33 protein-coding genes are annotated in these 24,243 nt (G+C 37.3%); 17 read left to right on the top strand and 16 right to left on the bottom strand.

Annotation, left to right across the window (positions count from 1 at the left end):
- Window positions 1-14 precede the first annotated feature (14 nt).
- Both AACT42_RS10495 and AACT42_RS10490 read left to right on the top strand, forming a co-directional pair.
- Window positions 15-209 (top strand): type II toxin-antitoxin system Phd/YefM family antitoxin, encoded by a 195-nt coding sequence (locus tag AACT42_RS10495; protein ID WP_094133091.1) that lies wholly within the window; start codon window positions 15-17, stop codon window positions 207-209.
- A gap of 65 nt (window positions 210-274) precedes the next feature.
- The gene (locus AACT42_RS10490) at window positions 275-835 is read left to right on the top strand and encodes an NADAR family protein (protein ID WP_094133092.1); all 561 of its coding nucleotides are present in this window, start codon (window positions 275-277) and stop codon (window positions 833-835) included.
- 39 nt (window positions 836-874) lie between these two features.
- Here AACT42_RS10490 and AACT42_RS10485 read toward each other — a convergent pair whose 3' ends face one another.
- Window positions 875-1,408: an NUDIX domain-containing protein gene (locus AACT42_RS10485; protein ID WP_020332299.1), complete on the bottom strand. Its 534-nt coding sequence runs from the start codon at window positions 1,406-1,408 to the stop codon at window positions 875-877.
- A gap of 125 nt (window positions 1,409-1,533) precedes the next feature.
- Between AACT42_RS10485 and AACT42_RS10480 the strand changes: the two genes are divergently transcribed.
- Together AACT42_RS10480 and AACT42_RS10475 are read left to right on the top strand one after the other, a co-directional pair.
- The gene (locus AACT42_RS10480; protein WP_094133093.1) at window positions 1,534-2,070 is read left to right on the top strand and encodes a hypothetical protein; all 537 of its coding nucleotides are present in this window, start codon (window positions 1,534-1,536) and stop codon (window positions 2,068-2,070) included.
- Between the two features lie 640 nt (window positions 2,071-2,710).
- Complete coding sequence (locus AACT42_RS10475; RefSeq protein ID WP_141193211.1) at window positions 2,711-3,163, top strand: hypothetical protein; 453 nt, start codon at window positions 2,711-2,713, stop codon at window positions 3,161-3,163.
- A 59-nt stretch (window positions 3,164-3,222) separates the two neighbouring features.
- On the opposite strand, the gene AACT42_RS10470 is transcribed toward AACT42_RS10475, so the two are convergent.
- The 6 genes from AACT42_RS10470 to AACT42_RS10445 all read right to left on the bottom strand — a co-directional run bounded on the left by AACT42_RS10470 (window position 3,223) and on the right by AACT42_RS10445 (window position 7,226).
- Complete coding sequence (locus AACT42_RS10470) at window positions 3,223-3,804, bottom strand: lipoprotein (protein WP_094133095.1); 582 nt, start codon at window positions 3,802-3,804, stop codon at window positions 3,223-3,225.
- A gap of 43 nt (window positions 3,805-3,847) precedes the next feature.
- On the bottom strand, window positions 3,848-4,408 hold the full coding sequence (locus AACT42_RS10465) for a hypothetical protein (RefSeq protein ID WP_094133096.1): 561 nt from the start codon (window positions 4,406-4,408) through the stop codon (window positions 3,848-3,850).
- Between the two features lie 62 nt (window positions 4,409-4,470).
- Window positions 4,471-4,692: a hypothetical protein gene (locus tag AACT42_RS10460; protein ID WP_094133097.1), complete on the bottom strand. Its 222-nt coding sequence runs from the start codon at window positions 4,690-4,692 to the stop codon at window positions 4,471-4,473.
- A 322-nt stretch (window positions 4,693-5,014) separates the two neighbouring features.
- Window positions 5,015-5,458 (bottom strand): hypothetical protein, encoded by a 444-nt coding sequence (locus AACT42_RS10455; RefSeq protein WP_094131580.1) that lies wholly within the window; start codon window positions 5,456-5,458, stop codon window positions 5,015-5,017.
- 8 nt (window positions 5,459-5,466) lie between these two features.
- A complete protein-coding gene (locus tag AACT42_RS10450; protein WP_094131581.1) occupies window positions 5,467-6,033 on the bottom strand; it encodes a hypothetical protein in 567 nt (188 codons plus the stop codon).
- An 89-nt stretch (window positions 6,034-6,122) separates the two neighbouring features.
- The gene (locus AACT42_RS10445; protein WP_094131582.1) at window positions 6,123-7,226 is read right to left on the bottom strand and encodes a hypothetical protein; all 1,104 of its coding nucleotides are present in this window, start codon (window positions 7,224-7,226) and stop codon (window positions 6,123-6,125) included.
- 285 nt (window positions 7,227-7,511) lie between these two features.
- Between AACT42_RS10445 and AACT42_RS10440 the strand changes: the two genes are divergently transcribed.
- Window positions 7,512-8,333, top strand: coding sequence for a hypothetical protein (locus AACT42_RS10440; protein WP_094133243.1), 822 nt, complete (start codon window positions 7,512-7,514; stop codon window positions 8,331-8,333).
- A 55-nt stretch (window positions 8,334-8,388) separates the two neighbouring features.
- Here AACT42_RS10440 and AACT42_RS10435 read toward each other — a convergent pair whose 3' ends face one another.
- From AACT42_RS10435 to AACT42_RS10425, 3 genes are read right to left on the bottom strand one after another with little or no spacing between them, the layout of a single operon-like run.
- Window positions 8,389-8,712, bottom strand: coding sequence for a hypothetical protein (locus tag AACT42_RS10435; protein WP_094133242.1), 324 nt, complete (start codon window positions 8,710-8,712; stop codon window positions 8,389-8,391).
- On the bottom strand, window positions 8,706-9,011 hold the full coding sequence (locus AACT42_RS10430) for a hypothetical protein (protein WP_094133241.1): 306 nt from the start codon (window positions 9,009-9,011) through the stop codon (window positions 8,706-8,708). The genes AACT42_RS10435 and AACT42_RS10430 overlap by 7 nt, the downstream gene beginning before the upstream one ends.
- A 28-nt stretch (window positions 9,012-9,039) precedes the next feature.
- Entirely contained in the window at window positions 9,040-9,948 is a 909-nt protein-coding gene (locus AACT42_RS10425) for a hypothetical protein (protein WP_094133240.1), read from the bottom strand.
- Between the two features lie 156 nt (window positions 9,949-10,104).
- Here AACT42_RS10425 and AACT42_RS10420 point away from each other — a divergent pair, with 156 nt between their 5' ends.
- The 3 genes from AACT42_RS10420 to AACT42_RS10410 are packed head-to-tail and all read left to right on the top strand — an operon-like array spanning window position 10,105 to window position 11,269.
- A complete protein-coding gene (locus AACT42_RS10420; RefSeq protein ID WP_094182771.1) occupies window positions 10,105-10,587 on the top strand; it encodes a hypothetical protein in 483 nt (160 codons plus the stop codon).
- Window positions 10,587-10,853 carry a hypothetical protein gene (locus AACT42_RS10415; RefSeq protein ID WP_094182770.1) on the top strand — a complete coding sequence of 89 codons (267 nt, stop codon included), beginning with the start codon at window positions 10,587-10,589 and terminating at the stop codon, window positions 10,851-10,853. Before AACT42_RS10420 ends, AACT42_RS10415 begins: the two co-directional genes overlap by 1 nt.
- Window positions 10,854-10,903: 50 nt before the next feature.
- Window positions 10,904-11,269: a hypothetical protein gene (locus AACT42_RS10410; protein ID WP_094182769.1), complete on the top strand. Its 366-nt coding sequence runs from the start codon at window positions 10,904-10,906 to the stop codon at window positions 11,267-11,269.
- Between the two features lie 473 nt (window positions 11,270-11,742).
- Here AACT42_RS10410 and AACT42_RS10405 read toward each other — a convergent pair whose 3' ends face one another.
- Window positions 11,743-12,198, bottom strand: coding sequence for a TMEM14 family protein (locus tag AACT42_RS10405; RefSeq protein ID WP_094133861.1), 456 nt, complete (start codon window positions 12,196-12,198; stop codon window positions 11,743-11,745).
- An 80-nt stretch (window positions 12,199-12,278) separates the two neighbouring features.
- Window positions 12,279-12,791 carry a hypothetical protein gene (locus AACT42_RS10400; RefSeq protein ID WP_094133860.1) on the bottom strand — a complete coding sequence of 171 codons (513 nt, stop codon included), beginning with the start codon at window positions 12,789-12,791 and terminating at the stop codon, window positions 12,279-12,281.
- Between the two features lie 108 nt (window positions 12,792-12,899).
- Here AACT42_RS10400 and AACT42_RS10395 point away from each other — a divergent pair, with 108 nt between their 5' ends.
- Window positions 12,900-14,570 carry an AAA family ATPase gene (locus AACT42_RS10395; RefSeq protein WP_094133859.1) on the top strand — a complete coding sequence of 557 codons (1,671 nt, stop codon included), beginning with the start codon at window positions 12,900-12,902 and terminating at the stop codon, window positions 14,568-14,570.
- Between the two features lie 50 nt (window positions 14,571-14,620).
- Here AACT42_RS10395 and AACT42_RS10390 read toward each other — a convergent pair whose 3' ends face one another.
- Complete coding sequence (locus AACT42_RS10390) at window positions 14,621-15,835, bottom strand: RNA-guided endonuclease InsQ/TnpB family protein (protein WP_094182768.1); 1,215 nt, start codon at window positions 15,833-15,835, stop codon at window positions 14,621-14,623.
- Window positions 15,836-15,858: 23 nt separating this feature from the next.
- Here AACT42_RS10390 and tnpA point away from each other — a divergent pair, with 23 nt between their 5' ends.
- Window positions 15,859-16,272 carry an IS200/IS605 family transposase gene (tnpA, locus tag AACT42_RS10385; RefSeq protein WP_094182940.1) on the top strand — a complete coding sequence of 138 codons (414 nt, stop codon included), beginning with the start codon at window positions 15,859-15,861 and terminating at the stop codon, window positions 16,270-16,272.
- 150 nt (window positions 16,273-16,422) lie between these two features.
- Here tnpA and AACT42_RS10380 read toward each other — a convergent pair whose 3' ends face one another.
- Window positions 16,423-17,058: a hypothetical protein gene (locus tag AACT42_RS10380; protein ID WP_094182767.1), complete on the bottom strand. Its 636-nt coding sequence runs from the start codon at window positions 17,056-17,058 to the stop codon at window positions 16,423-16,425.
- Between the two features lie 280 nt (window positions 17,059-17,338).
- Here AACT42_RS10380 and AACT42_RS10375 point away from each other — a divergent pair, with 280 nt between their 5' ends.
- The 3 genes from AACT42_RS10375 to AACT42_RS10365 all read left to right on the top strand — a co-directional run bounded on the left by AACT42_RS10375 (window position 17,339) and on the right by AACT42_RS10365 (window position 19,836).
- On the top strand, window positions 17,339-18,073 hold the full coding sequence (locus AACT42_RS10375; protein ID WP_094132418.1) for a hypothetical protein: 735 nt from the start codon (window positions 17,339-17,341) through the stop codon (window positions 18,071-18,073).
- A 175-nt stretch (window positions 18,074-18,248) separates the two neighbouring features.
- Entirely contained in the window at window positions 18,249-19,376 is a 1,128-nt protein-coding gene (locus AACT42_RS10370; RefSeq protein WP_094132420.1) for an RNA-guided endonuclease InsQ/TnpB family protein, read from the top strand.
- 85 nt (window positions 19,377-19,461) lie between these two features.
- Window positions 19,462-19,836, top strand: a complete 375-nt coding sequence (locus AACT42_RS10365; RefSeq protein WP_094132422.1) for a hypothetical protein — start codon at window positions 19,462-19,464, stop codon at window positions 19,834-19,836.
- A 51-nt stretch (window positions 19,837-19,887) separates the two neighbouring features.
- Here the strand turns inward: AACT42_RS10365 and AACT42_RS10360 are convergent, their stop codons facing one another.
- Both AACT42_RS10360 and AACT42_RS10355 read right to left on the bottom strand, forming a co-directional pair.
- Window positions 19,888-20,334, bottom strand: a complete 447-nt coding sequence (locus AACT42_RS10360; protein ID WP_094132424.1) for a hypothetical protein — start codon at window positions 20,332-20,334, stop codon at window positions 19,888-19,890.
- A 12-nt stretch (window positions 20,335-20,346) separates the two neighbouring features.
- Window positions 20,347-20,898, bottom strand: coding sequence for a guanylate kinase (locus AACT42_RS10355; RefSeq protein WP_094132426.1), 552 nt, complete (start codon window positions 20,896-20,898; stop codon window positions 20,347-20,349).
- Window positions 20,899-21,055: 157 nt separating this feature from the next.
- Between AACT42_RS10355 and AACT42_RS10350 the strand changes: the two genes are divergently transcribed.
- From AACT42_RS10350 to AACT42_RS10335, 4 genes are all read left to right on the top strand, one after another.
- Window positions 21,056-21,841, top strand: coding sequence for a hypothetical protein (locus AACT42_RS10350; protein WP_094132428.1), 786 nt, complete (start codon window positions 21,056-21,058; stop codon window positions 21,839-21,841).
- 35 nt (window positions 21,842-21,876) lie between these two features.
- Entirely contained in the window at window positions 21,877-22,170 is a 294-nt protein-coding gene (locus AACT42_RS10345) for a hypothetical protein (protein WP_094132430.1), read from the top strand.
- 479 nt (window positions 22,171-22,649) lie between these two features.
- Window positions 22,650-23,759: a hypothetical protein gene (locus AACT42_RS10340; protein ID WP_094132431.1), complete on the top strand. Its 1,110-nt coding sequence runs from the start codon at window positions 22,650-22,652 to the stop codon at window positions 23,757-23,759.
- 121 nt (window positions 23,760-23,880) lie between these two features.
- Window positions 23,881-24,243 (top strand): hypothetical protein, encoded by a 363-nt coding sequence (locus AACT42_RS10335; RefSeq protein WP_045591892.1) that lies wholly within the window; start codon window positions 23,881-23,883, stop codon window positions 24,241-24,243.

Here is a 24,243-nt window from a genome sequence, read left to right as displayed (position 1 = left end):
ATAGGAAATAAATAATGTTGGAAGTAGAGATAGAAAGTAAAGATTTTGAGTCAAACTTAGATTCTGCTCTTGAAGAAGTATCTTCGACGGGGAAAACAGCAGTTTTAAAAATGAATAATGAACCCGTTGCCTACATTATGGATATCCATACGTATAACGAAACAAAAGCGCTTATAGCTGATCCTATTCCTCAAACAGCCAATCAGTAAAAGCCAAAACATCGTTACATATCGGGCATTAGCCCGATTTTTAATATTTAAAAGTGGAATAAAAAATGTTAATTACAGAAAACTTTGTGTTCTTTTATGATAAGTCAGAGGTTTACTCTCAGCAGAGTAAGCATGGATTTACATACAAAGGATTTAAATTCAAGTCAGCAGAGCATTGGATGATGTTTCACAAGGCTAGAATTATGATTTTGGGCGCAAGCTCAACCATGAAAGATGTATTCGAATTTATGCGTATGCATCCGAAATGCCTGTTCAGAAAAATCCTTGATGCCAAGACACCACAAGCAGCTAAAATGCTTGGTCGAGATGTTAAGCCATACTCAGAAGAAGTGTGGAAAGAAAACCGTGAAGATGTTGTATTCTATGGTAATTTATTAAAATTCCAGCAAAACAAGGTGTGTAGTGAGTCAATGGCTACAGTAGGAACAAAGCAATTTGTTGAAGCTGCAAAAAATGACTTAAATTGGGGCGTAGGTTTGGATGAAAAGAACCCTAAGATTTTGAATCCAAAAAATTGGGTAGGTCTAAATCTTCTAGGTAAACAACTGGATAGGGTAAACCAAGTGCTATTTATCAACCCAGTATCAGTCGAGATCCCATACTAATTAAAAGCCCTACATAGCGATATGTGGGGCTTTCTAATATCAGGCATATTTCTCCATCAATTTCTTGATTTCGATGTCTACAGCAGGAGCTAGAGAGGTATTTTCTAAGAAGCTATCTACCCCTTTACCTGACTCATGATTTACGCATTGTAGGAAGATAAGACCTGAAATCTCAAAACCAAAATGCGGAGCATCAAGAAGGTTTTTATACATCAATCTTTTTTCTTCTTCTGTAATCTCATAAGTAAAGAAATGCGCATTTAGATCATCTTTAACTTGATGTGTACAAAGCAATTCTAGCTTGGATTCGTCAATACTAAAATTAAGCTCTTCACGAACCTCTCTAACTGCGCCATGTTTTAGAGATTCACCCTCTTCAACTAACCCCCCTGGAAAACCGAACCTTGAATCCCAGCGTAGGTTTAAGGCTACTTGCAAGATCTCTTTATTTCTAGCTTCTACAGGCAAAGATTCAAAACCACGCCATGCTTCCGATTTGAAGTGAAAGCCAACAAATGCTGCATTACGCTTTCCAAGCGAACCAGGAATGTGCTCAATTACTTTTCTTTTCATTATTTATTTACCATTCAAAAAACCGTACTAAGATACATGAATGTCAATCATTTTAAAAGCTAAAATTTGTTTGACTATAGCCCTTATATATGTATAATTTAAAACAATCAATTAAGGAAAAAATAATGCATCACATCATTGCAATGGGCTTGGGAGATCACAAATCCTTCCTTGTAAAATCAGATCTGATTAACGATTTCTTTGCTGAGGTCTCTGACCATATTGGGTATAACATCGCCTTCCCTGAGATTATCCCTGCAACAGAGCTTCCAGAAACTATCAATCTGACTAATGGTGATGTGTTAGTTCGATGCGCCGACGAATATAGCGCTGAAATTGCCTTTGGTTTTCTGCGCAAAGCAAAACTATCAAATGGATATCTTTATAAAAAGGAAGATTTATTTGATGAGTATGGTGATATTAAAAACGGCAGTTTTGATCTCTATGCTTATGACGCTAACTCAAAAGAACAGGTAAAATTCTTAGAAAGCATCCTAGATGAAGAACTAACACTACTGAATGATGAAGTAATGTCATTCATCAAAAGTGAAGTAAGTAAGAATGACTTCCATGAAGATTCAGACATCATGAAATTGTATCGCGGTGGTTTAAAAGCAAGTCGATCAAGAGGTAACTATGTTGCAACAATCGAATACCGTTAATAAAGACGATAAGTGACTTCCTCTTTTGCGCTTTATCTAATCAATCCAAAGAGGGGATCTTTAAATCTACAGGGTTATGCTCAATTAGCGCCACCATTAGATGTCTAGAAAGCGCAATCAAAGATGAAAAAACAGCTCTTGTTGTTTTAGATGAGCCAGACGTGGGTTTGTCTGACTATTGCTCTCCAGCTTTAGGTGAACATATCGAACAAAAGCTGAATGGCTTTTCAGACAATAAAATGATGATTTTGACATTCTCCACTCCCTCGCTTCGCGCCCACTACGTGGGTAAGGAAGGGGATTCATTGTTATTTGATTAATTTCACATTCCAAACATCTTCTCTCTGGATTGCTTGGTAGTTATCAAGGTAACTGTATCGAGTTTGGTATCAATACGGAAATGTCTCTTTCTGACTGGTCAAAAAGAACGGAACGAGCGACTATTGAGGAACTTATTGAGATTCAAGGACTTTCTAGTAACATCAGGAATGCCATTAGCGATGTTAAACCGAAAACAAAGCAATCGATGATTTAATTGTTTTCTAGTTGTTTAGAATCATTGTTAGTGACAGATTTCTCTTGTATTATTTTGGTCAAATAAATACCAATCAAGAATAATTAAAAGATGAATTTGTACATTTTGACTGAAGAAGTAAAAAGGGATGTAGTCGCTAAGGAAGTATACTGGGATAATTGGGGAACAATTACAGATTACTCATTGTCTGGGGCATATATAAAAAAACCTGAGCTTTTAAAGCCTGGTCATCAAATGGAACAATACAAGTTATCTATTGATGCTGAAAGTACCGTATATGCTCTTGTATTGAGATATTCAGAGATTGACTCATTTGGAAGTAATAGCGGAAAAGGCGAGCTTATCTGGACTTATACAAGTAAGAGTATTGCAGAAAAAGCTATGCTGGCGTTTCAAGAACAAGTAAGCGCTCATAAGCAAAAACGACCTATTAATGTAAAAATTCCCATTGAGCTTGATAACAAAGAAGTCATATTAAAAGAACTGCAAAACCCCGCATCAAACGGCGGTGATCATTTTGATAGAATCGATGTCATTGAAGTTCCTATTATCCAATAATCTCCAACAGAAAAGGGTTTGATAGTTTTATCAAACCCTTTAAGTATTGCTATTTCAGCCTAGTGCTTTTTAATTGTCAATGTGTACGTATTGGCGTTATCTTGAAAATGCATTACGGTAATTTCTTTATCTGATGCTAATGGAAGTGCAAATCTACCATCGGTGCCAAATTTAGTAATTACTGGCAACTGAATTCTATCATTCTCACCCATCATAACCATTTCTATACTTGATAGAATTTTACCGCTTACAGAAATGTATGCGTCCGTTGGGCTACCACTTTCATCATAGTTTACATCGTCAATTATAATCTCTAGATTGTCATTTCGATTTAAATAGTGATTGGTTAAGAGAGTCTTCTTATCTTCTTCTGATAGACTTCCATCATCATCACTTGAACCGCTATATCTAAACCCATCAAAGCTTGAATCCTTTGGGATAGACACCAGAACAGAAAAAATATCATCAGGCATCATAAATCGAGACGGAGAATGCTCTCTCAAAGAAACCAGGTATGTAGAAAGATTTTTGCTGAGTTCAATCTTCTCTTGCCCATCTGGAGCTTGTTCTGCTTTATCAATGCTAGAGCATCCTGCTAATGCCAATACCGACACTAAACCGATAATTACTGATTTTTTCATTATGGATTCCTAATAAAAGGCAGGATGACCTGCCATTAGTCGATTACTCAACTCTTTTTATTGTTACTAACGTTTGCTTATCTGAATCTTTGAAGCTTCCTTTTGAAACAACAAGATCTTTACCAATTTCTGGTAGTTCGATATTTGTAGCAGTGAATGTTGATGACATTTCTGGCGGGATAGTTTCTTTAATCATAAAGCCTTGCTTTAGATAATCATCTGTGTTCACCAAAGTTTGCGTATTGATTTTCATGCTGGCATAGTTGCCGTTGATAAGAGAATATCCCTTAAATTCAAGCTCCACGCCGTACTCAATGATAGGATCTCCTTCCTTAGTGAGTACAAAATCACCTTCAGCATCTTGCAGAAAGTAATTTTCACTAAATTTTGAAACTGTATGGTATGGGCTATTGTTGCTCAACAGGATTTGTTTTTCGAGAATAATGTTTGACTTGTCTTTGATTGATTCAGAAACAGTTACAACATAGACACTATTCGTTTTTATTTGTGGGCTAATTTCTTCTGCATGTGCAATTCCCGATTTTGCTGCACCACAAACAGCTAGCGTACCCATGCATACGCCAAGTAATGTTTTCTTATTCATCTTTTATTCCGAAATTTTTAATTTATTAATAAAAAAGCAGGTATATACCTGCTTTTAGTCTATTATTTATTTTCTTGTTTGGCTAGTCCTAGATGCTTATCTTTTTTCAATCCTTTTAACGCTAAAAGAGTCATAGCGGCTCCACCAGCGAATAGGATTGTAAACACGAGGCTTATTGTTATCTCAAAAGGTTTGAAGTAGTAGACCGCGCTAGCTACTGCGAATGAACAACTCATTCCTGCTATGTAAGCCATTATCAACAGCTTCAAATTCACATTAATCATAAAGAATCCTTTTGTTTTTTACGATTATACATCCATCTAATCATGTTTCAAGTCATAGAAATACATTTAAAGCTTTAATATCAGACAATTAGATCAAAGGCAAATTTTGCTTACATAAAAGGCGAGTTTTTGCTCTAAATGCTATTATATTGATAATATTAATAATTAAATTATTGCTAATTGATACCACTAAGGTATAGTAATGCCTGTTCGAGGGGAGTTGGTTTGCATCTCAGAAATAGACCAATATCTGCTTGTAAACAAGGAACGATTTCTCTCGAACACACAAAAAAACCTGAATGTTTCCATTCAGGCTTAGCAATCATTTCTCAAGAACTTTAGATTCTAACCAGTGCATATAAGAGTTAGTTGCCCTCTCTTTCTCTGGAACTTCGCTTTGATACTTAAGGTATAGATCTAATCTAGCCTCATCCAAGGCATCAAATGCCAAAGGATGAAAACTGATTGAGCAGTAAACCGACTCTTTCATTCTTTTAGGGACTCTGCCAGATTCTTCCGCATTTAAGCCATCCGAGTATTCTGTCATGTACTGCTTGTTTTCTTCATAGAACTCTGATAAATCGAGCACAAACTCCCAAGAATCTAGGTGGTCGTGCTGACATCCAATAACCCTAGCCTTCATGCCTGGCTCAAGAAAGCTATCGACAAAGATCGTTTCATTAATTCGAACAACAGGTTTAGTGCCTGATTGAATCAATTTGAATAAAGCAATATTCTCATGGTGGATCTGCTGGATGTTTTCCATACCTTCTCCTAAATAATCTCTAGCGCTTTGGCGCGTCTATACACAATGTAATCACAATACTCTGCATAGTCCCATGAAAGAAGTCCATTTGCACATCCTAAACAAGCACAAGCTTGGCTTTTACACCATCGCTCTACCTTTCCATTAGCATAAGGGCTACCGCTTACTTTTCGATGAATACTTTCCAGTCTTTCGGAAGGTGTTTTCAAAGATTTTAATTTGTATTCATACAGTGCTCTTAAGCTATAGAACCCCTTATCAAGAGTGAAGAACCGACACAGATCAATATCATTCTTTAGCTTAAGCTTTTTGTTTTGCTTGATACATGCTTTTTGTCGATCAAAGCCCATACTTCCAGGTTCAAAACCTTTAGAGGACAGATAATCACACTGATCTTCTACATAAGCATACTCAGCTTCAACTTTTCCATTTTCATCGTAAAAAGTAGTAGTGCCATGCTTATACCAAGCGCCTGCGCCATTTTTGCTTCCATCATCATAAGTCACAGAGAATCCTCGATTCTGAGTCACTAATTGACGCAATTGTTTTTTCGATAGGGTATCAATAACTTGCATAATTCATCTTTAATTGGTTTTTTCTTGATTATACGTAAATGAAGGTAAAAGTAAACAAGAAGCCAGAGTATGACTTCTTGTTTTTGTAATCATAGAATTGCGAAATCAATTCCTGCAACTAGTGAGTTTTTAAGGTGTCTCATTCTATTAAATCCGTGGTAATGAGCAGAGAATACTTCATCCAACATTGACACATCTCTGAACTCTCCCTTGTAATCACCAGCGACCTTTAAAACCTTATTTCCCTTGCTCTTGGTCAATGTATAGCGAATCTGTAGCCCATTTGGTTTAAGTGTTAAAACAAATCTATCAGTGAAGACAAATCCCTCGTAGTCAGATAATCTGGTAAAAGTGACGCTATCATCTTTTAAATGCTTTACCTTTAGATCTCTGATTCCGATTAAAGGAGCTACTGAGTTAACATGCTTAGCTAAACCATTCAGCAGAAGAGGCTTATTTCGACCCTCACTGAAAATTTTATTTGCAACCTCATGAAATCCATTCATGAAAAACAGTGAGTAAATTTGCTTAGCGCTATTACGCTCAAAAATCTCAATCTTTGATACTAAAGAATGGTTTGATAGTGCTTTTTTCAATAAAATCATTGTGTCATAGGTGACACGAGCCACTAGTTTACAGTCTGGATGAGCGGCTCCACCGTGTGTATACCAAGCACTAGATGTTCGATACCAATGATCAACAAATGTTGCAATGTGATTATAGAATTCGTATCCAGCCCATCGAGTGGCAGCTTTCAAACAATCATTATCAATCCAAAATTGTTGATATGTACAATCTTTACTAAAGCTAAGATGAGAGTAACGCGAGCTAACCACATGATAGATACAGATCAGGCAGATTTTATGCATGGTTTCTTCGTGATTATCAACAAAGATAGGTGCCTTTGAATTTTTGATCTCATTAATGATTTTATCCACAATATCTCTGGATAAGTCGGATAACTCTAACAAATTCAACGCTGCGCTTACCGCAACAGTTACACGATCTGAATCATCACTTCTCTTAGACAAAGCTAATGCAGTTTCAAAGTTTGGCTGCTTCCAGATTTTTGCAACCAACTGATCAAGCTTGCATCCCTTCGGCGCTCTGCCAAGCTCAGACATTAAAACTTCTTCAATACGTTTACGTTCTTCAAGTAGTGCTTCACTACTGTTTAGGGTCATTTTAAGCATGATATATACCTTCTAATGGTCGGACATTTTTAAAGGCTCGCTCATTACCTGTGTCCGAATTAAAGAAAGAAATATCAGACTCAGTAAGTTTGTTTTAAGTTCGTACATGCCAAAGTGAGCGAGGCAGGCTCGACAGCCATCATTAGGGCAGAACATTGTTCTGGGCTAATGTCTTTATTATACATAAATTAAGAATGATTTCAATAAGAACGAATCGCATAATAATTTGTTTCTGGTTAATTATTAATGATAAAATAATTAAAAATACTCAAAAAAGAAAAAACTATGAGCACAACAATAAAGCTAGCTGGACTAAAGCGTAATCTTGATTCTGGTAATGGAAGACTGTACGTACATGAGTTAGGCAATCCTAGTAAGACATTCGTACTTTTAGATGAAGGTGAAGCAATGGCAAGCTGGGGATTGAAGCGCTTCAATTTATATACCTGCGCAAAGCCATTCAGCGAACCTGCAAGCCAACTGCAAAACGTTAACTGGGAGTTAACCACTGAACATGGAAAAGACATAAATTGCTTCTTCAATGGACTATCTTCAGATAATCAAGTAAAGGTACTCAGTATTAAAGAAGAACTTGAAAGCAAGTTTAGAACTGAGCAGGCTATAGGCATTCATTATGCCGAATACGGCTCTATGATTCCTGCTGACCAGTTTAGCGAAGAAGAGAAAGAGAAAACTGATATTTATGCATTCCTTCCAAACGATGAAGAAATGGGAAGATGCACAAACTGCGCATTGTATGTAGCAGAACAATACCCTGGACGTTCTAAAGTATACGGTTTCTATTGTGAGGACAATCCTGAATGCACTCATAAAGAAGTTACTAGTGCATTTGGTCATGATTTCTGTGTCATTGATAATCGGTACATTGTTGATTTTTGGGTTAGCCTGTACACAGGCAGTGAGCAACAGTCCGTCTTCGACTTAGAAGATAAAAATGACCATGCGAAAATTAAGCAGATTTACGGAAACCCTGAGAGATGGAGTGTTATGGTTGATGGTTCATTTGTGAAATATAACGATCATAAGTTTCCAGAAAACCTAAGAGTTAAAAGGGTAGAAGTCAAGGAATCTGAACTTGCCATTTAATAGCTCATAATAAAAAAAGCCTCAGATTTGAATATCTTGAGGCTTTTTAATCATTCTAGAGAACAAGGTTCTTGAGCTTTTCTAAATCTTCCCTGGTCTGTATAAACTTACCTTCGCTTCTATTGCCAACACCAGCCAGACATTTTACCCAGTACTTGTTCGGCTGATCATAATGATAGGTAACATTGTCGGTGAAGCATAGGTAGGGGGCATTCTCTCTACCTTGCTCTACTACAATACCAAGACTTTCCATGAATTTAATGAACTCATCATAAACCTCTTTATCGGTATTGTTTTGAGGAAAAGATTTCGATGAGTAAACATAAAAATTAAGCAGTTGTGGGTACTTGCAAGGTATGAACTCTTGTTTCCCTAGCATTGCTCAATCTCTTGTGACAGTGAGCGACTACCAACAGAGTAGTAGCCAAGCTCTTTAAGCTTTTGTAGGCGGTCATTAATAACATGATACGCCTTTAGCTCTGAATCTGTAAAAGAATGACCTGATAGTGACAAAGAGAAGTGTTTTTCAATACACCAGCCATGTACATCATCAATCGACACTGAAACACCAGCATTGTTTTTTGCCGCTTTAATAACATCGGCTCGCTCAGTCAGTGTGATTTCAGCAGCAAGCCACAAGCTTTCCTTCGAATAGTTTTCACGGTTTAAATCTGTCATAGAGACCTCTTTAATTATTAATAGCTGATTAGTTAACCTCTAAGTCCTTCATCATCTCGAACAAAGCAATCATTTGAAGCTGAGATGAGAAGACATCACTTCTGTAATAGCTATCGACAGGCTCAACTCTGAAAATCTCACCTTTAAAATCAATTGAAATCAAAAGTGTTTTTGGATCTACATTTACAGTTAAAACATGTTTTACGCTCTTACCTTCCGCAGACTCAATGTATACAGATTGCACCGCCTTAGAAGTAAACTCACCAGCTTGATTAAATTCAGCGCCAGATGTTTCAGAAACAGTCACTTCAAAGTAGCTCGTTAGGTTTTCAACCACCTTGTCTAGCACATTCTGATTTAGACCTTTCACCTTATATTTTGAGGCTAAATTTTTCAAAAACTCACTGTTAGGGTCTAACAGCCCATTTTCAGACCAAGCCCATTCAAATGCCAGCTTCGCCCCCTCATGTAGTGATTTAGTATGAACGGATTCAATACCCGTAACACATTGGTAATAGCCTGTTTTTGAGTTCAATTCAAAGTGAGTACCTGAAAACGGGCAATAGCAGATAACATCCTCACTTTCTCCAACCACATAATCAGTTTCGTAGTTTTCGATAACATGGCTAACACGCTCATCTTGATTGAAGTTGCCGTTCTTATCAACCATGTCCATAATAAGCAAGCTTTGAATGTATGCATCAAAGATTGGATGAGCAGGAATGTGAGAAATTTTTGATTCAGAAACCTCTACGATTTCATTTGAACAGTAAAAATCAACACCGTATACGACACCACCTTCTTTTTCTGACTTTTCTCGCGCAATACCAATACGACCATCTTTGGTATAAACATAGTTTGCGTATTGAATGCCACCCTCTGCAACGCCAGAATCTGGTAGATCTCTTGGTGTTTCAATCTTACTCATGGTTGTCATAGCTAGTTCCTTGAAGAAGTATCTTTCTTTTTATGTTTTTAATATATATTAATTACAGATAGAGTCAATAAATATTTGACTAGTCATTTAAAACTAAATAAAATAAACGAAATTGAAAATTGCAATGCAAGGCATTGCTTAAGTCAGGAAAATCCCGTGCAAGAAGAGTTTATGTTGAGAGCCTATTCTCAAAATCACTACAGCAACAAGGAAGATTTCTTAGCAGCCATTCTCCCATTTATTGGAGAGGGGCTATTATTAGATCTTCATAGCAAGATGATTGATAAATACGGAATGCCAAAACTGGGAACATCGCGAGTTTCTTACGTATCAAAGAAGGTTGTATTTAAAGTTCCAATTTCTCAAGACGGCTTTAAGTACAATGACTTTGAGTTGAGCCTATTGTCTTCAAATATTGAAGGAGGGGCTGTTTATGGGCATACTCGATTAGCTAAGCCAATGGGTATTGATGTAATTGCAATGGAAATCATTGAGCGAGCTGAAATTGAAGATATTGAATCAAGGCTAGGTTCAGTTCCAGATTGGATCTATGAGATCGACATGGGGCAGGTAGGTTTTAATTCAAAAGGTGTACTTAAAGCGTATGATTACGCTGATATTCTAGACAGGCTATACTAATGAGCAACAAAATTAGCAACAGTAAGGTTTTCCACTATGTGTGCTTTGCTACCATGTATGGAGCACAAAGCAAACTTTTGACTTCAATTATGATTGTTCTCTTCATTGTAATTGGAGCGTTAGTTAAATCCCAAATCCCTAACGATATGGCTGCTAATTTAATAGTGCAGACATTTGGTGTTTTTATCGGTATTCGGTTTGTTCTTTTAGCAATTCCTGAGATTAGAAAAGATGCTTGTAAAAAAATGAACTGGGTATACCGATAATTACACTACAGTCTATAAACTTATTTAAATTGTATAATAAAGGAGTTTTTATGGGATGGGGGTTTCACCCTGACACTATGGCTATCGCAAGTGCTCAATACGCAGCAAAACAAGAGGTTGGTGAGACTGCGGATAGCCTAACTTACGCTAAAGCGTATAGAAATCACTACAAGAATCAAAACAAAAACAATCCAGGCATTTCTGGACTTGATTCATACCTTGCTGAACTTAATCAGAACATTGCCTGGAAAGAAGAAGGTAAAACTTACGAGGAAATTCAACAAATCCAAGCTGAGCGATTTCATAGAACACTGATGAAAAACAGAGGTGTACCAGATAAAGAGATTGAAGAATTCCTTGATGAAAAATTCCCTTCAAGGATTAAAGTCAAAGAGAACTTCCAGCCGATTACGTGAAAGCTATATAAGGCATTATTAGAATTGTTAAAGGATGAGTTTCAGCTCATCCTTTATTCATACGAAAGAAAGTTTAAATTTGTTTTTCAACGCTTATTTTTTAATCCTGCTTCTAAATCTATACTTATGAAAAATCAAAAGTGAGAAGCCACCATACACCCAAACAACTAAGGCTAAAGAAAACCATGTGTAAAAATACAGCTTGGTTTTACCATGAATCTCTTGTACCGATGTAAAGTTGAACGTGCTAGCAACCACGTTTGTTTTTTTATTGTAAACAAGCATGAAAGTGTGTTCATTTTGATTACTTCCTAAGTCCTGATAATGCTTACTTAATATATCATCAGACGCAATAGGGAATGTGTTTGGATTGTACTTTACCCTGTGAATTGCTGAATTCTCATTCTCAGAAACAGACTTATATGCCTTGTAAAACTCTCGATTATCTTTTTTGTCTGATGACCAATTACATACTAGGCGTTGTTCATGACAATAGTCGTAATACACATCCTTGCCTTTTCATGAACTGACACATCCCTATCAATAGAGTCAATAAGATTTATGCTTATCATGGATACATGAATAACAAACCATAAGAGATTCACTGCTGTCATGATCCCAAAAGTAAAAACTCTATCCATGCTTCTTTGTTTTTTGAAAAATAGAAGCACACCTAAAATTGATGGGATCACAACAAGGAATGCAACAGTTGATACTTGGTTGTTTCCATTATAAGCACTATACAGACTATAGATCAGGCTATTGATTTCATGATAAAGAGCACCAAATAATATAGAAAACCCAAGAGACCACTTATTGATCTTCTTGGTGAATATGAGCGTTGCACCAATAGCTATAAGGAAACCCACTGAAAATAATGTGAACTCAAAAGGTATGTTTGCATCCAATTTATTTATAATTTCTAGCATTTCAATTACTTAAAATTCATGTTTTTTATATGATAAATTAATTGTAAATACCTGTAACTTAAAAGAGCCGACTTATCGGCTCAATCTTCAATTGGTTCTTTGCTCTCTTCGTAAGCCTTAAAAAATCCATTGTGCGCTAATCTGTCTTTCATTTCTCCCCATCCAATAATGGTATTTTCATCAACAGTGGCAAATTTCTTTTCAGTACCATAGAAAAGTACGTGCCTGTTGAAAGGATGGAGATCTGAAACAACTTCGGCAAGAGATTCATTGTATGGATATGCCTTCTGCCAAAGCATGACATCCTCACCGCGAACATAGTCTCTAACCCAAGCAACAGGACTGTTCGATTTACTAATCGTATCATGCGCCACAATTTGACCGATAATGATGTCCTGGTGCTCATTGGGAACTGCAATGATGAATTCTCCAATAGGGTTATTCACTTCAAACACAATGTTTCGAAACTTTTCATGTTCATCGATTGAGTCTTGCCGAGCTTTTCTGTAACCGATGTTATAAGCTGACTTTTCGATAGATGCGCATGATTTTCTGAATACAAACTTTAACATCGCAATGATTAAATTTTTCATTAGACCTCTCTATTTTATCTTAATTATACAATAATTTGACTGACTTGCAATAAGCTTTACTTTTATACATCAGTAATGTATAATTAGGGAAAACTTATAGGGGCGATTATGAATATTATTATTTTAAAAAAGAATGCTGAGCACTACAAGAACATTCTTAAATTAAAGGGTTTTGAAAAGGAATCCAAGATTTTTGAACAGGTTAGATTTGGTCGTGATAACGATAGGATTGATTTTGAGCTTGAAGGCACAATATCAATTGAATTGATTAACAACCTAATTGAAATCTCAAAAGAACTGAATGATGGTGTTAGCTTGAGAGAGTGCGAAAAGCTCAAGATGTTGATTGATCAGAATGACACCACCATTATTAAGTCTCTGAAGGCATTTCGAAAATCGTTAGAAGAGTACATACTTAAAGATCACTTGGATGGATGGATTTACGGGCTGACTGATAACAATGTATTTATCCCATATCTTGTTTCCAATATTGTTCACTCACCATCGAATCCTACAACTGGCGAACAAGCTTCTGTAAAAGTATATTATGATTTCAATTCACCCAAGAAAGGTTCGCGTTACGGTAGATCTGAGTTTTTCATTTTCAATCTAAAAGATGTTCATGGGTATACCTTAAGTACAATCTTGGCTAAAAAAGGGCTTTTTAAAGAAACAAAGGAACTCCAGTCTAGATACAACAATCAAATTTCTTTGTATGAGCAATATTCTAGACAAATTGGCGCTCAGTTTATCGGAAATGGTAATAGTGAGTCTATGGACTCGCGAACATACCGTAAAATTATGAACGATAAATTGGTTGTTGATGAAGAGCCAAATCGTCCTAATGAGTTTAACCAGACGACACGTACAGCGCTTAATAATGGCTCAAGAATGGATCTTGGTTACTTCGATGATGATAACATTACCGCAAGTGACGATTTCAAAGTAATGGTTCATCGAATTCCGTATCATCCTTTCATTAAGATGTTCAGCCTTGCACATCATGAGTGTGTCTGGATGTTAGCTGACGAGATTGTACCGTATGAATACACTAGCGATTTAAGCGATAAACTTGTACTTCCAGAGGATCATAAAGACCTTATCGACATCTTAATCAACGATGCGGACATTGTTCTTGATGATATTGTTGGCAATAAGTCTGGCGGGACAGCAATTTTATCAAAAGGAGCTGCTGGTTTAGGTAAGACTCTGACTGCTGAGGTGTATGCTGAGTGCGTCCAAAAACCCCTATATTCAGTTCATGCGGGACAACTTGGCATCAAGCCAGAGGAAATCGAAAACAGGCTTGAAAAAATCTTAGATAACGCTGAGAAATGGAAAGCGATTCTTCTACTAGATGAAGCTGATGTTTATATTCGTCGCCGCGATAATGATATGAGTCATTCTGCAATTGTAGCTGCATTCCTTAGAAAGATTGAAAGGTATAATGGCATTTTGTTCATGACAACAAACCGAGAAAATGATGTGGATGAGGCTATTGCGAGTCGATGCTCAGCAATCCTCAAATACGAATTGCCTAGTGACGATGAACTATTTAGGATCTGGACTGTTCTTAGCAATCATTACAAGATTGAAATGAGCAATGAACTGATTAACAAACTAATCGATAATATTGAAAATATGGTAGGGCGCGATGTTAAGGAGTTACTTAAGCTAGCTGCTCGATACAAATCACAGAGAAATGTTGAGATTGACTACGACATTTTCAGGAAATGTGCGATTTTCAGAGGTTTATCTTTCAAAGGAAAAGGTAAATAAATGAACAACTCCCAACGCTGCGCGTTTTGAAGGAGTTTCAAAAAGAAAGCCTAAGCTGCCTTTTTAGGCTGGTTCCCAGCCTGAATGCCTAACGCCCAGTTTAAATTAACTTGCGCACTGGCTACATCTCGGGGCTTCTCACAGCCACAATCGCATGAGTGCCAGCGTTCAGCTAAGAATTTTTTCTTCTTAGCTCCGCAGTCTGGGCAGGTTTGACTTGGCTTAACTTGCTTTGTTGGTACTTCAACGTATTCGCTACCAGCTTCTGCCGCTTTATAGGATAGCAAATTAAGAGTCATGGCTGGCGCGGTGTTCAGGATTTCCCGATTCAAGCCAGCCTTTTGTTTTACGTTCTTCCCATGCTTCTCGGCAGTGCCTTTGGCGCTGCTGGTCATGTTCTTAACGGTGAGTTTTTCAGTGGAAATTAACGCCGCCACTTTCACTAATTTTGCCGTTTCTTTATGAGTAAAATCGAGTCGTTGACGGGCGATTTTTTGGTGCAGTTTAGCAATTCTGTGCTTCAATTTGCGATGGGCGCGAGTCCCCTTTTTTGCTAACGCAAGGTCGCGTTGCAAAGCCGCTAATAGCTCTTTGCTATTTCTGAGATAGCGCGGGTTCTCAACTTGTTCAAAATTACCATCTTGATCGATGGTTGAAAAATAATGAGAAACACCCCAATCAAGACCAATAGCTTTAGTGCCACACTGTCTTTCAATAGAATCATATTCCATTGAAACTGAGATAAACCACTCGCCATTCTTGTGAATAATTTCGGCAGTTTTAGGCTTACCGCCATCATTTCTGGCTTTACCTCGCATCTTAACGATCCCAACATCAGCCAGATAAACTGCACCGTGTTTCTTTTCCTTTAGGTGGAGTTTCCAGCCATCACCATGCGCTTTGTAACCCCAACCCTTAAAGCGTTGAAACGGTTTAAAACGTGGGAATCCAACTTTCTTATCCCCTTTCTTTAAACGGCGAAAAAATCCGTCAAAAGCTAATGCGACACGTTTTAAGGTGACTTGTTCACTCTGAGCATTGGCATTGAAAATACCATGAGCTTTACGATTGTTGCGCCACAGAGTGTTAATTTTGCACTGCTCTGAAAAGCTAAGACCATAATCAGAATTGCGGTATGTTTCGATGCGATCACGTAAAGCCCAGTTATACAACTGGTGATGATGCACAAACAAATTCATCAGCGATTCTTCTTGAGAAACCGATACTTTAAGTTTGTATGTGACTTTACGGATTGCTTTTTTCATACAACCGATTATATTTAGTTGTTATGAAAAAACAAGCCCTAAACACGCTACATCACAGCGTTTTTAATATTCACTATCATTTAGTTCTTGTGACTAAATATCGTCATCGCTGTATCACGCCAGAGGTTGCTGCATACTTAGAATCACAATATAAAAGGTTACTGGAAACTTGGGATTGCGAGCTTTTAGAATGCAATGGAGAACCAGATCACCTTCATCTCTTGATTTCTGCAAATCCTAAAATACAACCAAGTAAAATGGTGAATAGTCTAAAAACTGCCACATCAAGACTGGTAAGAAAGGAGTTTTCTGAGCACTTGGGTAGGTTTTACTGTAAGCCAATTTTTTACAGCAGGAGTTATTGTCTGGTTAGTTGCGGAGGTGCGCCACTTGAGATTGTGAAGCAATACTTAGATCAGCAAGAAGGGTTTGATTAAAGCCACCACTTCGTGGTGGTGCGCCTTTCACCACCACCTAAATTAATTTCGCTTAGGGTCATTAGATTTAGATGGAGCACTTGGCGCTTTTGGGTAGACGTGTAAAGATATATTGAAAGCCCTTAATGTGCATTAAGGGCTTTAATCTAATTAAAGAGATAATGATGAATCTTTGCCTTTTGAAACATCAATACCTGCTTCGATTTCAGCTTTTTTATGCATATCTTTAAAAGTAAGATTTAATGTAGAACAAGTTCTCTCAATTGCATTTTTTAGCGCATTCAATCTAATGAACCCTTGAGTTCCATATTCTGAATCACCCTGCCATTTGCTAATCTTGATGTTTAAGTTTTCAATAGCTCTCTCTGGATAAATTACTTTACCGTCTTTAAATTGAACCCTACCTCCGTGAGAAACCTTCACTGAGTCAAATTCTCCTTTAATTGAAGTGTTTTTCGCTTCAATAGTCATAAAGGCATCGTAATCTTCAGGATCATCATTAGAGAATAGATTTCTTGGTGTTTTGATACCTTCGATCATTCCGAGATTGTATTCAGTGAAAGCTTTGATTACAAAATCCTTGTGATTCTCGTACATATAAGAAATGGTTTCTGTAATGGCATCGCGAATACCAAGCATCTCAATATATCCGCACATCCCTTTCTCACTTTCCCCTTGAAATTTATTCATGTGAAAACGAAATGACTCAGGGTTTGATTCTTCTGGCATTGAAATAGTAATACCGTTATTTTGATTACCTAAACCTGCTTTAATAAATTTTTGCATTATACATTCTCTTTTTATTTTTAATAATTATATCATGCTTAAATCGTTAAAAAACCCTTATTAAATAATAAAACTATTGACAGGCGATTACAGTAATATATACTTAAGACAAGCTAAAGTCGGAGCTAAATCAAATGGTTTGTCTACCAGCCGCTCGCAAAGGCAAAAGACATGAAATCACAATTCACTTTCTTTATTGAGCATCAGCGTCAATTTGAAAGGTTAAGCGAGCAAACTATCCGCAATTTGAAACGCCAGATGCTAATGTAAGGAAATTGAAATGATCCGCATCGAAACACATGAACAAGCTAAAAAGCTAACCCAAGCCATTCACACCTATTTTATGAAAGGCAAACCAACCCTAAATCAGTTCCGTGATGAATTCGCTTCGAAGTTTGGTTACAAATCTTTAAGAGACCCATTCACATCTGAACAAAGTGTTGATATGACCGTTCAGGATGCTCTGTACAAGGCATTTGTTGGTATCGTGGTAACACCTCTAGATGATCCTCGAATCACGCTATCTGTCGCGCTAGATTACAAAAAAGACATGTCTGATAGCGCCTGCTTGAAGCTAATCAATTCTTTAGAATCTGAGCATGATATTGCAGACCCTAAATTCAAAGAGAAACCAACGATTGAGGAATTTAAAGATCGCTGTGAAGAGCTTTTAACACTCTTTGGCTATCAAGACGATTTTTACGAGACTCGTCATTTATTCAAAGTGCTTTTTAAGGTCTCAATGCCAGCTCACCGCATTCAATATGAGCGTCACGGAAATCCCGAACGAGAAGCTGCTAAAGAGTTTATTAAATCCATTTCAGAACATATTATGCTTGAAAAGATTTTGGAGATGATTAAGTACGATGAGAAATCAGACTTCTCTCCACAAGATGCTTTTAGCTCATTACGTAGCAAAATCGAAATCTTTATCTCCTGCTATATCTGGACTTCTAGCCCTGTAGGGCATCACCTTCAAAAAACAGCAAGAGATATTGCGGGTTACAAGTCATGATTGAATTTAAAACTTAATACACGTATGAAATGCCAATCGATGCTTTAGCAACTCCGCCGTAAACCCTCGCCCGATCAGGGCGGGGATATAAGGCGGTTATCTCGATAGAGATAAACATTGACAATTCGAGTCATTTAATAGATATTCTTCAATAAATTCATAGTGTTTTATTGAAATGTTACGAGCAACGAAGATTCGTATTTATCCAACGATAGAACAAGTTGAGTTTCTTGAAGCTCAGTTTGGCGCTGTTCGGTTCGCGTATAATAAAGCTCTACACATAAAAACTCACTTTTACAAAAAGAAAAGCATTTCATTAAGCCTTAAAAAAGAGATAAAACCATTGTTATCTCTTGGCAAGAAATCCAGAAAGTATTCCTGGTTAAGTCAGTTCGATTCCATCTCTTTGCAGCAATCGATCATCAATCTTGATAAAGCTTTCTCGAACTTTTTCAACCCGAAACTAAAAGCTAAGTTCCCTAAGTTTAAGCGTAAACACGGTTATCAGAGCAGTTACCACTGCACTGGACTAAAAATCCTTGAAAACGCTATCAAAATCCCCAAATGTAAACCTATCAAAGCTAAGATCCACCGAGAGATAAGTGGAACGCTAAAAAGCATAACTATCTCTAAATCTAGCACTGGAAAATTTTATGCGTCAATTCTTGTCGATTGCGGTAATGAGGCACCTGCCAAACCAAAACATATCACAAAACTATCAGGTTACGATTTGGGGCTGACGGATTACCTCATTAGCGATAAAGGTGATAAGGTTGCGAATCCTCGGTTTTTAATTAATGCATATAAAAACTTAAGGCGGAAACAAAAAGCCCTGAGTCGATGTAAAAAAGGCTCTAAAAATAGAGCGAAAGCAAGGCTATTGCTTGCCAAAGCGCATGAGCGTGTGGCTAACGCTCGGAATGATTTTCAGCACCAGATTTCAAAACGAATTATTGACGAAAACCAAGCGATAATTGTTGAAACGCTAAAATCATCCAACATGCTCAAAAACAAACGACTTGCGAAACATATTGCTGATGCGGCTTGGGGAGCGTTTGTCTCTAAGTTGGCCTATAAAGCTGATATGTACGGTAAGTGGTTGATTAAGTGCGATCAGTGGCTACCATCTTCAAAGACCTGCTCTTGTTGCGGCTACAAGATGGATAAAATGCCACTCCATATCAGAGTATGGACTTGCCCGAGTTGCAATGAAGTACACTGCCGAGATATTAACTCAGGCAAAAACCTGCGTAATGCAGGTGTAATTGAATTAAAAGCGGCTGGATTGACCGTTTCTGCTTGATGATGCCTGCGTGAATCCTAATCAAGAATTAGGTTGCGGCAAACGATTCAAGAAGCCTCGCCCGATAGGGCGGGGAGAATCACGCATGAAAATAGATACAAACCGTGATCTAGAGAATCTTGATTTGTGTGTTCTTCCAGATAATAGAATCGTTAACATTCTAGCGGCTACTCGACTTTCAGTTGGCGATCCTACGATGAATCACAACACTGCGGAATACGGATTTGAGGTTGAGATCGTTCAGGAAGGGTGTGAAGGTCTATATCAGTTCATTCTCTTTAAAAATCAGCGAGAATTAATCAAAAAGGTTCGCGAAAAAAGACTTAATAACAAAAAGTCAAATATCAAGTGGGATAAAGACATGAAGCGAGTTGGCGCTGTACTTCTAGATGACCCATCTGAAAGAGCAGAATTCCTAGAGCTTGGTGCTGAAGACTACCTTTATCAATTTAAATTTTAAGATTAAAGCCTAGAACACACTATGTTTTCTAGGCTTTTATTTGTACTTAACTTACCAGAATTTCTCAATTTCAACTTGCTTGATTTTCGAGTTTGGGTATTTATCGTAACCATTTTTTCTAAAGAATGCTTCATACTTATCGATATGCTTTTTGCAAAATTCGTTTAGCTCATCTTTCGGTAATCTTGGTGAATACACAAACGCATTATCAAAGAGGTCACAGATCATGAATGTGCCATCTTTAAAGTCAGTTAGACTGCTCATTGTGTAGTCCATAGCCATGTGAAGGTAATCAACCCCTTTCTCACCAAGAGTGATTGTGATAACGCCTGGCTCATAAATTTGAGCTGGTATGTGAGTTTTACCTTCGAATTCGTATGGTTTATCAGTGACGATATAGGTTCTATCTCTTAGGAATATCATATCATCAGCTACCAAAGTGGTAGCATCAACAATCTCCCATTTATCATTCTTGAAACACTTTACTTGATTATTCATTTATTCACCTATTTAAATTACGCTCAAAGCCAGTTTTGCATTGTTATCAATTGTATCTAGAGGTTTAGTAACAATGTCATATGAAAAAGCTGTATCCCAATCTTTCTCGTCGCTTTCAAGAGATCTCATACCTTCCTGAATTGCCGATTCTGACTCAGCTCTTCCAAGTAATCGTGACTTACAGGTATCAATGCTTTCATTCACATAAAGCACTACCGAGGAAATTCCGTTCTCTTTTAGTTTTGCTTTTGCATTTACCGCACCACGAGGATCTAGAATTAAACAGGTATTCGCCTGTTTTAGTGATTCAATCACAGCGCTTAATGTAGAGCCGTAATAGTTACCCTTATTTACTTCATGCTCTAGAAACTCACCAGATTCAACTTTGTACAAAAACTCGTGCTTACTTAAAAAATGATAGTGAACACCGTCTTTTTCATAAGGTCTAGGCTCTCTAGTTGAAGTGGTAATACATTTTTGGATACCGAATTCTTTAATAAGCCTGGTTGCCAGTGCGTCTTTTCCTGAAGCTGTTCTGCCAGCAATAATTAATAATTTATTCATAAATTAAACCTTTTATATTATATTTATTATTGTATATAAAATGACTGAGTTTTCAAGATATTTATCAATGATTAGCCGTCAGTCAGACCATAAATTCAAACTTGACTGTTGGGTTCATATATGTATAATAAGAGAAAAGAAAGAGGATACCGCCACTATGAGTTTATTAAACACAAAATTTAAGAACATTCTTCTGGCTTTGCCATGTAGCAATACGCTTGATGGAAAAAGCCCTGATGATGTAAAGACTTTAAACCTAGAAGCAAACATTGTTATCTGTTCTGAGATTGACAACCTTCCGAAAAGCATTGTGATCAATTCAGAAGAAGATTATGGTTTTGTACGAACTCTTAGAAACCGATTGGACGCATTAATCATACAGGGTGCTGGTGGTATTACTAGCGCGATGCATGAGTCATCAAAGCTATCAGTTGATGAGCTGTTGTCAAAATTTAGCGACTATTACATTATTTTCACTAAAGCGATGACAAAGTACAACAAATCAATGCTTGCCAATGACGCAGACACTAAGACATTGATCCGTTATCTTCTATGGAACCGATATTATTCTAGCGTTGATAAAGTAAAAATTCTATCTGAATTGGCTGATAAAGGCTTCCTGTACCGACTAGAAATCCAAAGTTCTGTGTACTACCAAGTGTCAGGCATTGATGTTAGCGTAGGGACGAATGAGTATACGGATAAAGGCAACCGAATCATGGCAAAAACCATTGGTCGCCAACTTTTTAATTTTCATGTTAGCTTCGAGCACGACGAAGAATTTAAACGTCGATTCCCTGATATTCACGCTAAACTATCAGCTCCTGCAATTCAGATGTTTGAGACGGATTTTAGTCGCACTGGCAAGAACTCTGCGAATCCGATTTCACTGAGCTTCAGAGAAAAGATGTTCATCGAAAACAAAAACACAATTGAAGCTTGAAAGTCCAAAGGACTTTCTAATAAGGGATACGCGCCATGCTTGCTTTGACACAAACATACCCTAACTCACGAAAGAGACTTGTCGAGGTTAATGACAATCAAGTTACCCTGATCGGTACAGGAACAACCTTTATGTATTCTCACTTTTTTGATGTCAATCGAATCAGCGATGAAATTAGTAAAGAGGGTATCCCTATCGAAGACGCAATTTTGATTATCGAAGATGTAAAATCAGCATATGAAAATCATTTTGATGGGGGAGGGTTTTCTGTAGCTATTGTGAAACAAGCGGTTGCAGAGATTGAATTTCTAAAAAGTAAGATGGATTAAGTTATGAGATACATCTGTCATGATAGTTACGTAGATCTTTCCACCTATCTTGCCCTTAAGCTTTTAATACTGCTGAAGCACTAAGTATTTTATGTGAATCCTATGGCTTCTATGACAAATGTATTGATTCCAACATTAAAACGTTGAGCCGCGAGCTTCTTGAGGGATTTTTCGAATCAAACATTGAAACGGTTAAATCCAAAATGCATAGCAAGCCGTTTGATTCTAGCTGCCTAAGTGAATTTACAAGCTTGATGGTTAATGACTGTTTAGGCTTAGAGCCTGACTTGTTTTCTGAAAGGTTGAGGAATAACAATGCAGGGCATTTTTCTAAATGGTACATTGAGCGAAATCCTGAAGCGGATAGATACTATCACTGATTTTTTCCCAGCATTTGAGTCACGGTCTTGACGTTCTCCACTGGTTAGTGATAATGACACATTAAACACTTAATTTATTGGACGTTATCGCTAACCACTATGAAACAAAATGACCCATTATGGTTTTTCAATCCTGCGATGCAAGGTCTTGGAATTCGAGGGCTGATTATTCAGTTCGACTCAGTTACATTGATTGATTCTGAACGAGCTTACTATCCAAATCTTGTTTGTCATAGAGCCAAAAATGAAATTCAAGTCAGGGGTAAGAAAACGAAATCTGTACACAATCAGACTTTCTATTTCAACGATAAATACTGGGCTTCCGATTTCAGAATCGCAGTAAAGATAGCCTACAAAACACACCTAAAATTCCACGGAATACATGATTCAGACACACTAAAGGAAGAGCTTGAGGCTGCATTGAAATATGTGGGTACTGAAGAGTTCTTCGAGCGTGTACACTCCGAGATCATTAACAAGTCCAAGTCTTTAAAAGGCGGGTTGAAAGCTGTAAGGTTCTATCCTAGATGGGTTAAGAACGCTGTAATTACAGGTGTTACATTCAGTAATTTAAAAAGCACTAACCGATTCCCAACACTTGAATTGAATAACGTTAACTTAAAGGATGAAAAACTTAAGTGCAGAAAAAATATCCATGACTATAGAAGCCTATTCTTATGGTCTGCGAATTACGTAGCAAGACTTATTCGTCATAATTTAGAGATTGAAGATGTGGCACTTGAGTACGCTATGGGGATCTACTGGATGCTAAAAGGCGACTGGTATAGAAAAGCTTTAAGTTACGGCTTTGAAGTTGGTTTGGAGGAATCCAGATATAATCTTAATCTAACATATTGGTTGGAGAGGATTGATATTGAGTATGGTTTTATTAACTCAGACCGTTCAAAAACAATCCTTGGGGTCACTCCTAATTCATTAAACAAACCGTTCGATTTCACCATTGAAGATCAGCTTGAGACAAAATCTTTAGTAGAAATCATCCCAAGAAAACACTGGCTAGCCGTGATTCACTCGTTTGGAGATAGAACCTTTATTGCTACTGAGGTTAAGCAGTTTTTAAGCGAAATAGGCTACGATATCTTGCTTACTTCGGTAACTAGCAGGCTTGTTCGAGACTGTGAAGTGGTTAGCTATACTGATAAAAACGGAAGACCAGGAAGGAAATTTAAAGCGCTAAAATCCATTTAAGTTGCTTCGCAACCACTCTCGATGTGCTCTTTTCTTCCCTTGAATCAGCCATTGACTCTACGCTCTGTTTCTGTATAATTAAGACAAATAAAGAAATCAAATATTCGTATAGGAGCACACCATGACTGTTGATTATAGCCAAATGACCCAAGAGGAAGAACGCTCTTACCTATTGCAGGTATTAGCCAATGAAGGCTTCAATATTGTAACCGACTGTGGTGAGTGCCATTCAATTCTACGTGAGCACTTCAATAACGATGTCTTAAGTAAATTCGAAGCTAAATATCCACAAAAAGCATTTGGTGAGAGTGGTGAAGGTGAGGCTGATTATTCTGCACTTAATGAAACCCTGTTTTCTGAACTTCTAAACGAAGTTACTGATGAATACTCTAATGATCAGTTACTCTCTATTGACAACATCTACAGCATTCTACGTGAACGCTTTAACAATGAAATTCTTGAAATCTTTGAGATGGGAGAGTAA

It is taken from the genome of Vibrio sp. V15_P4S5T153, assembly GCF_963874485.1.
Lineage (GTDB): Bacteria > Pseudomonadota > Gammaproteobacteria > Enterobacterales > Vibrionaceae > Vibrio > Vibrio anguillarum.
Note: the sequence above shows the minus strand (reverse complement) of the source record. Positions and strands in the feature narration are given on the sequence as shown.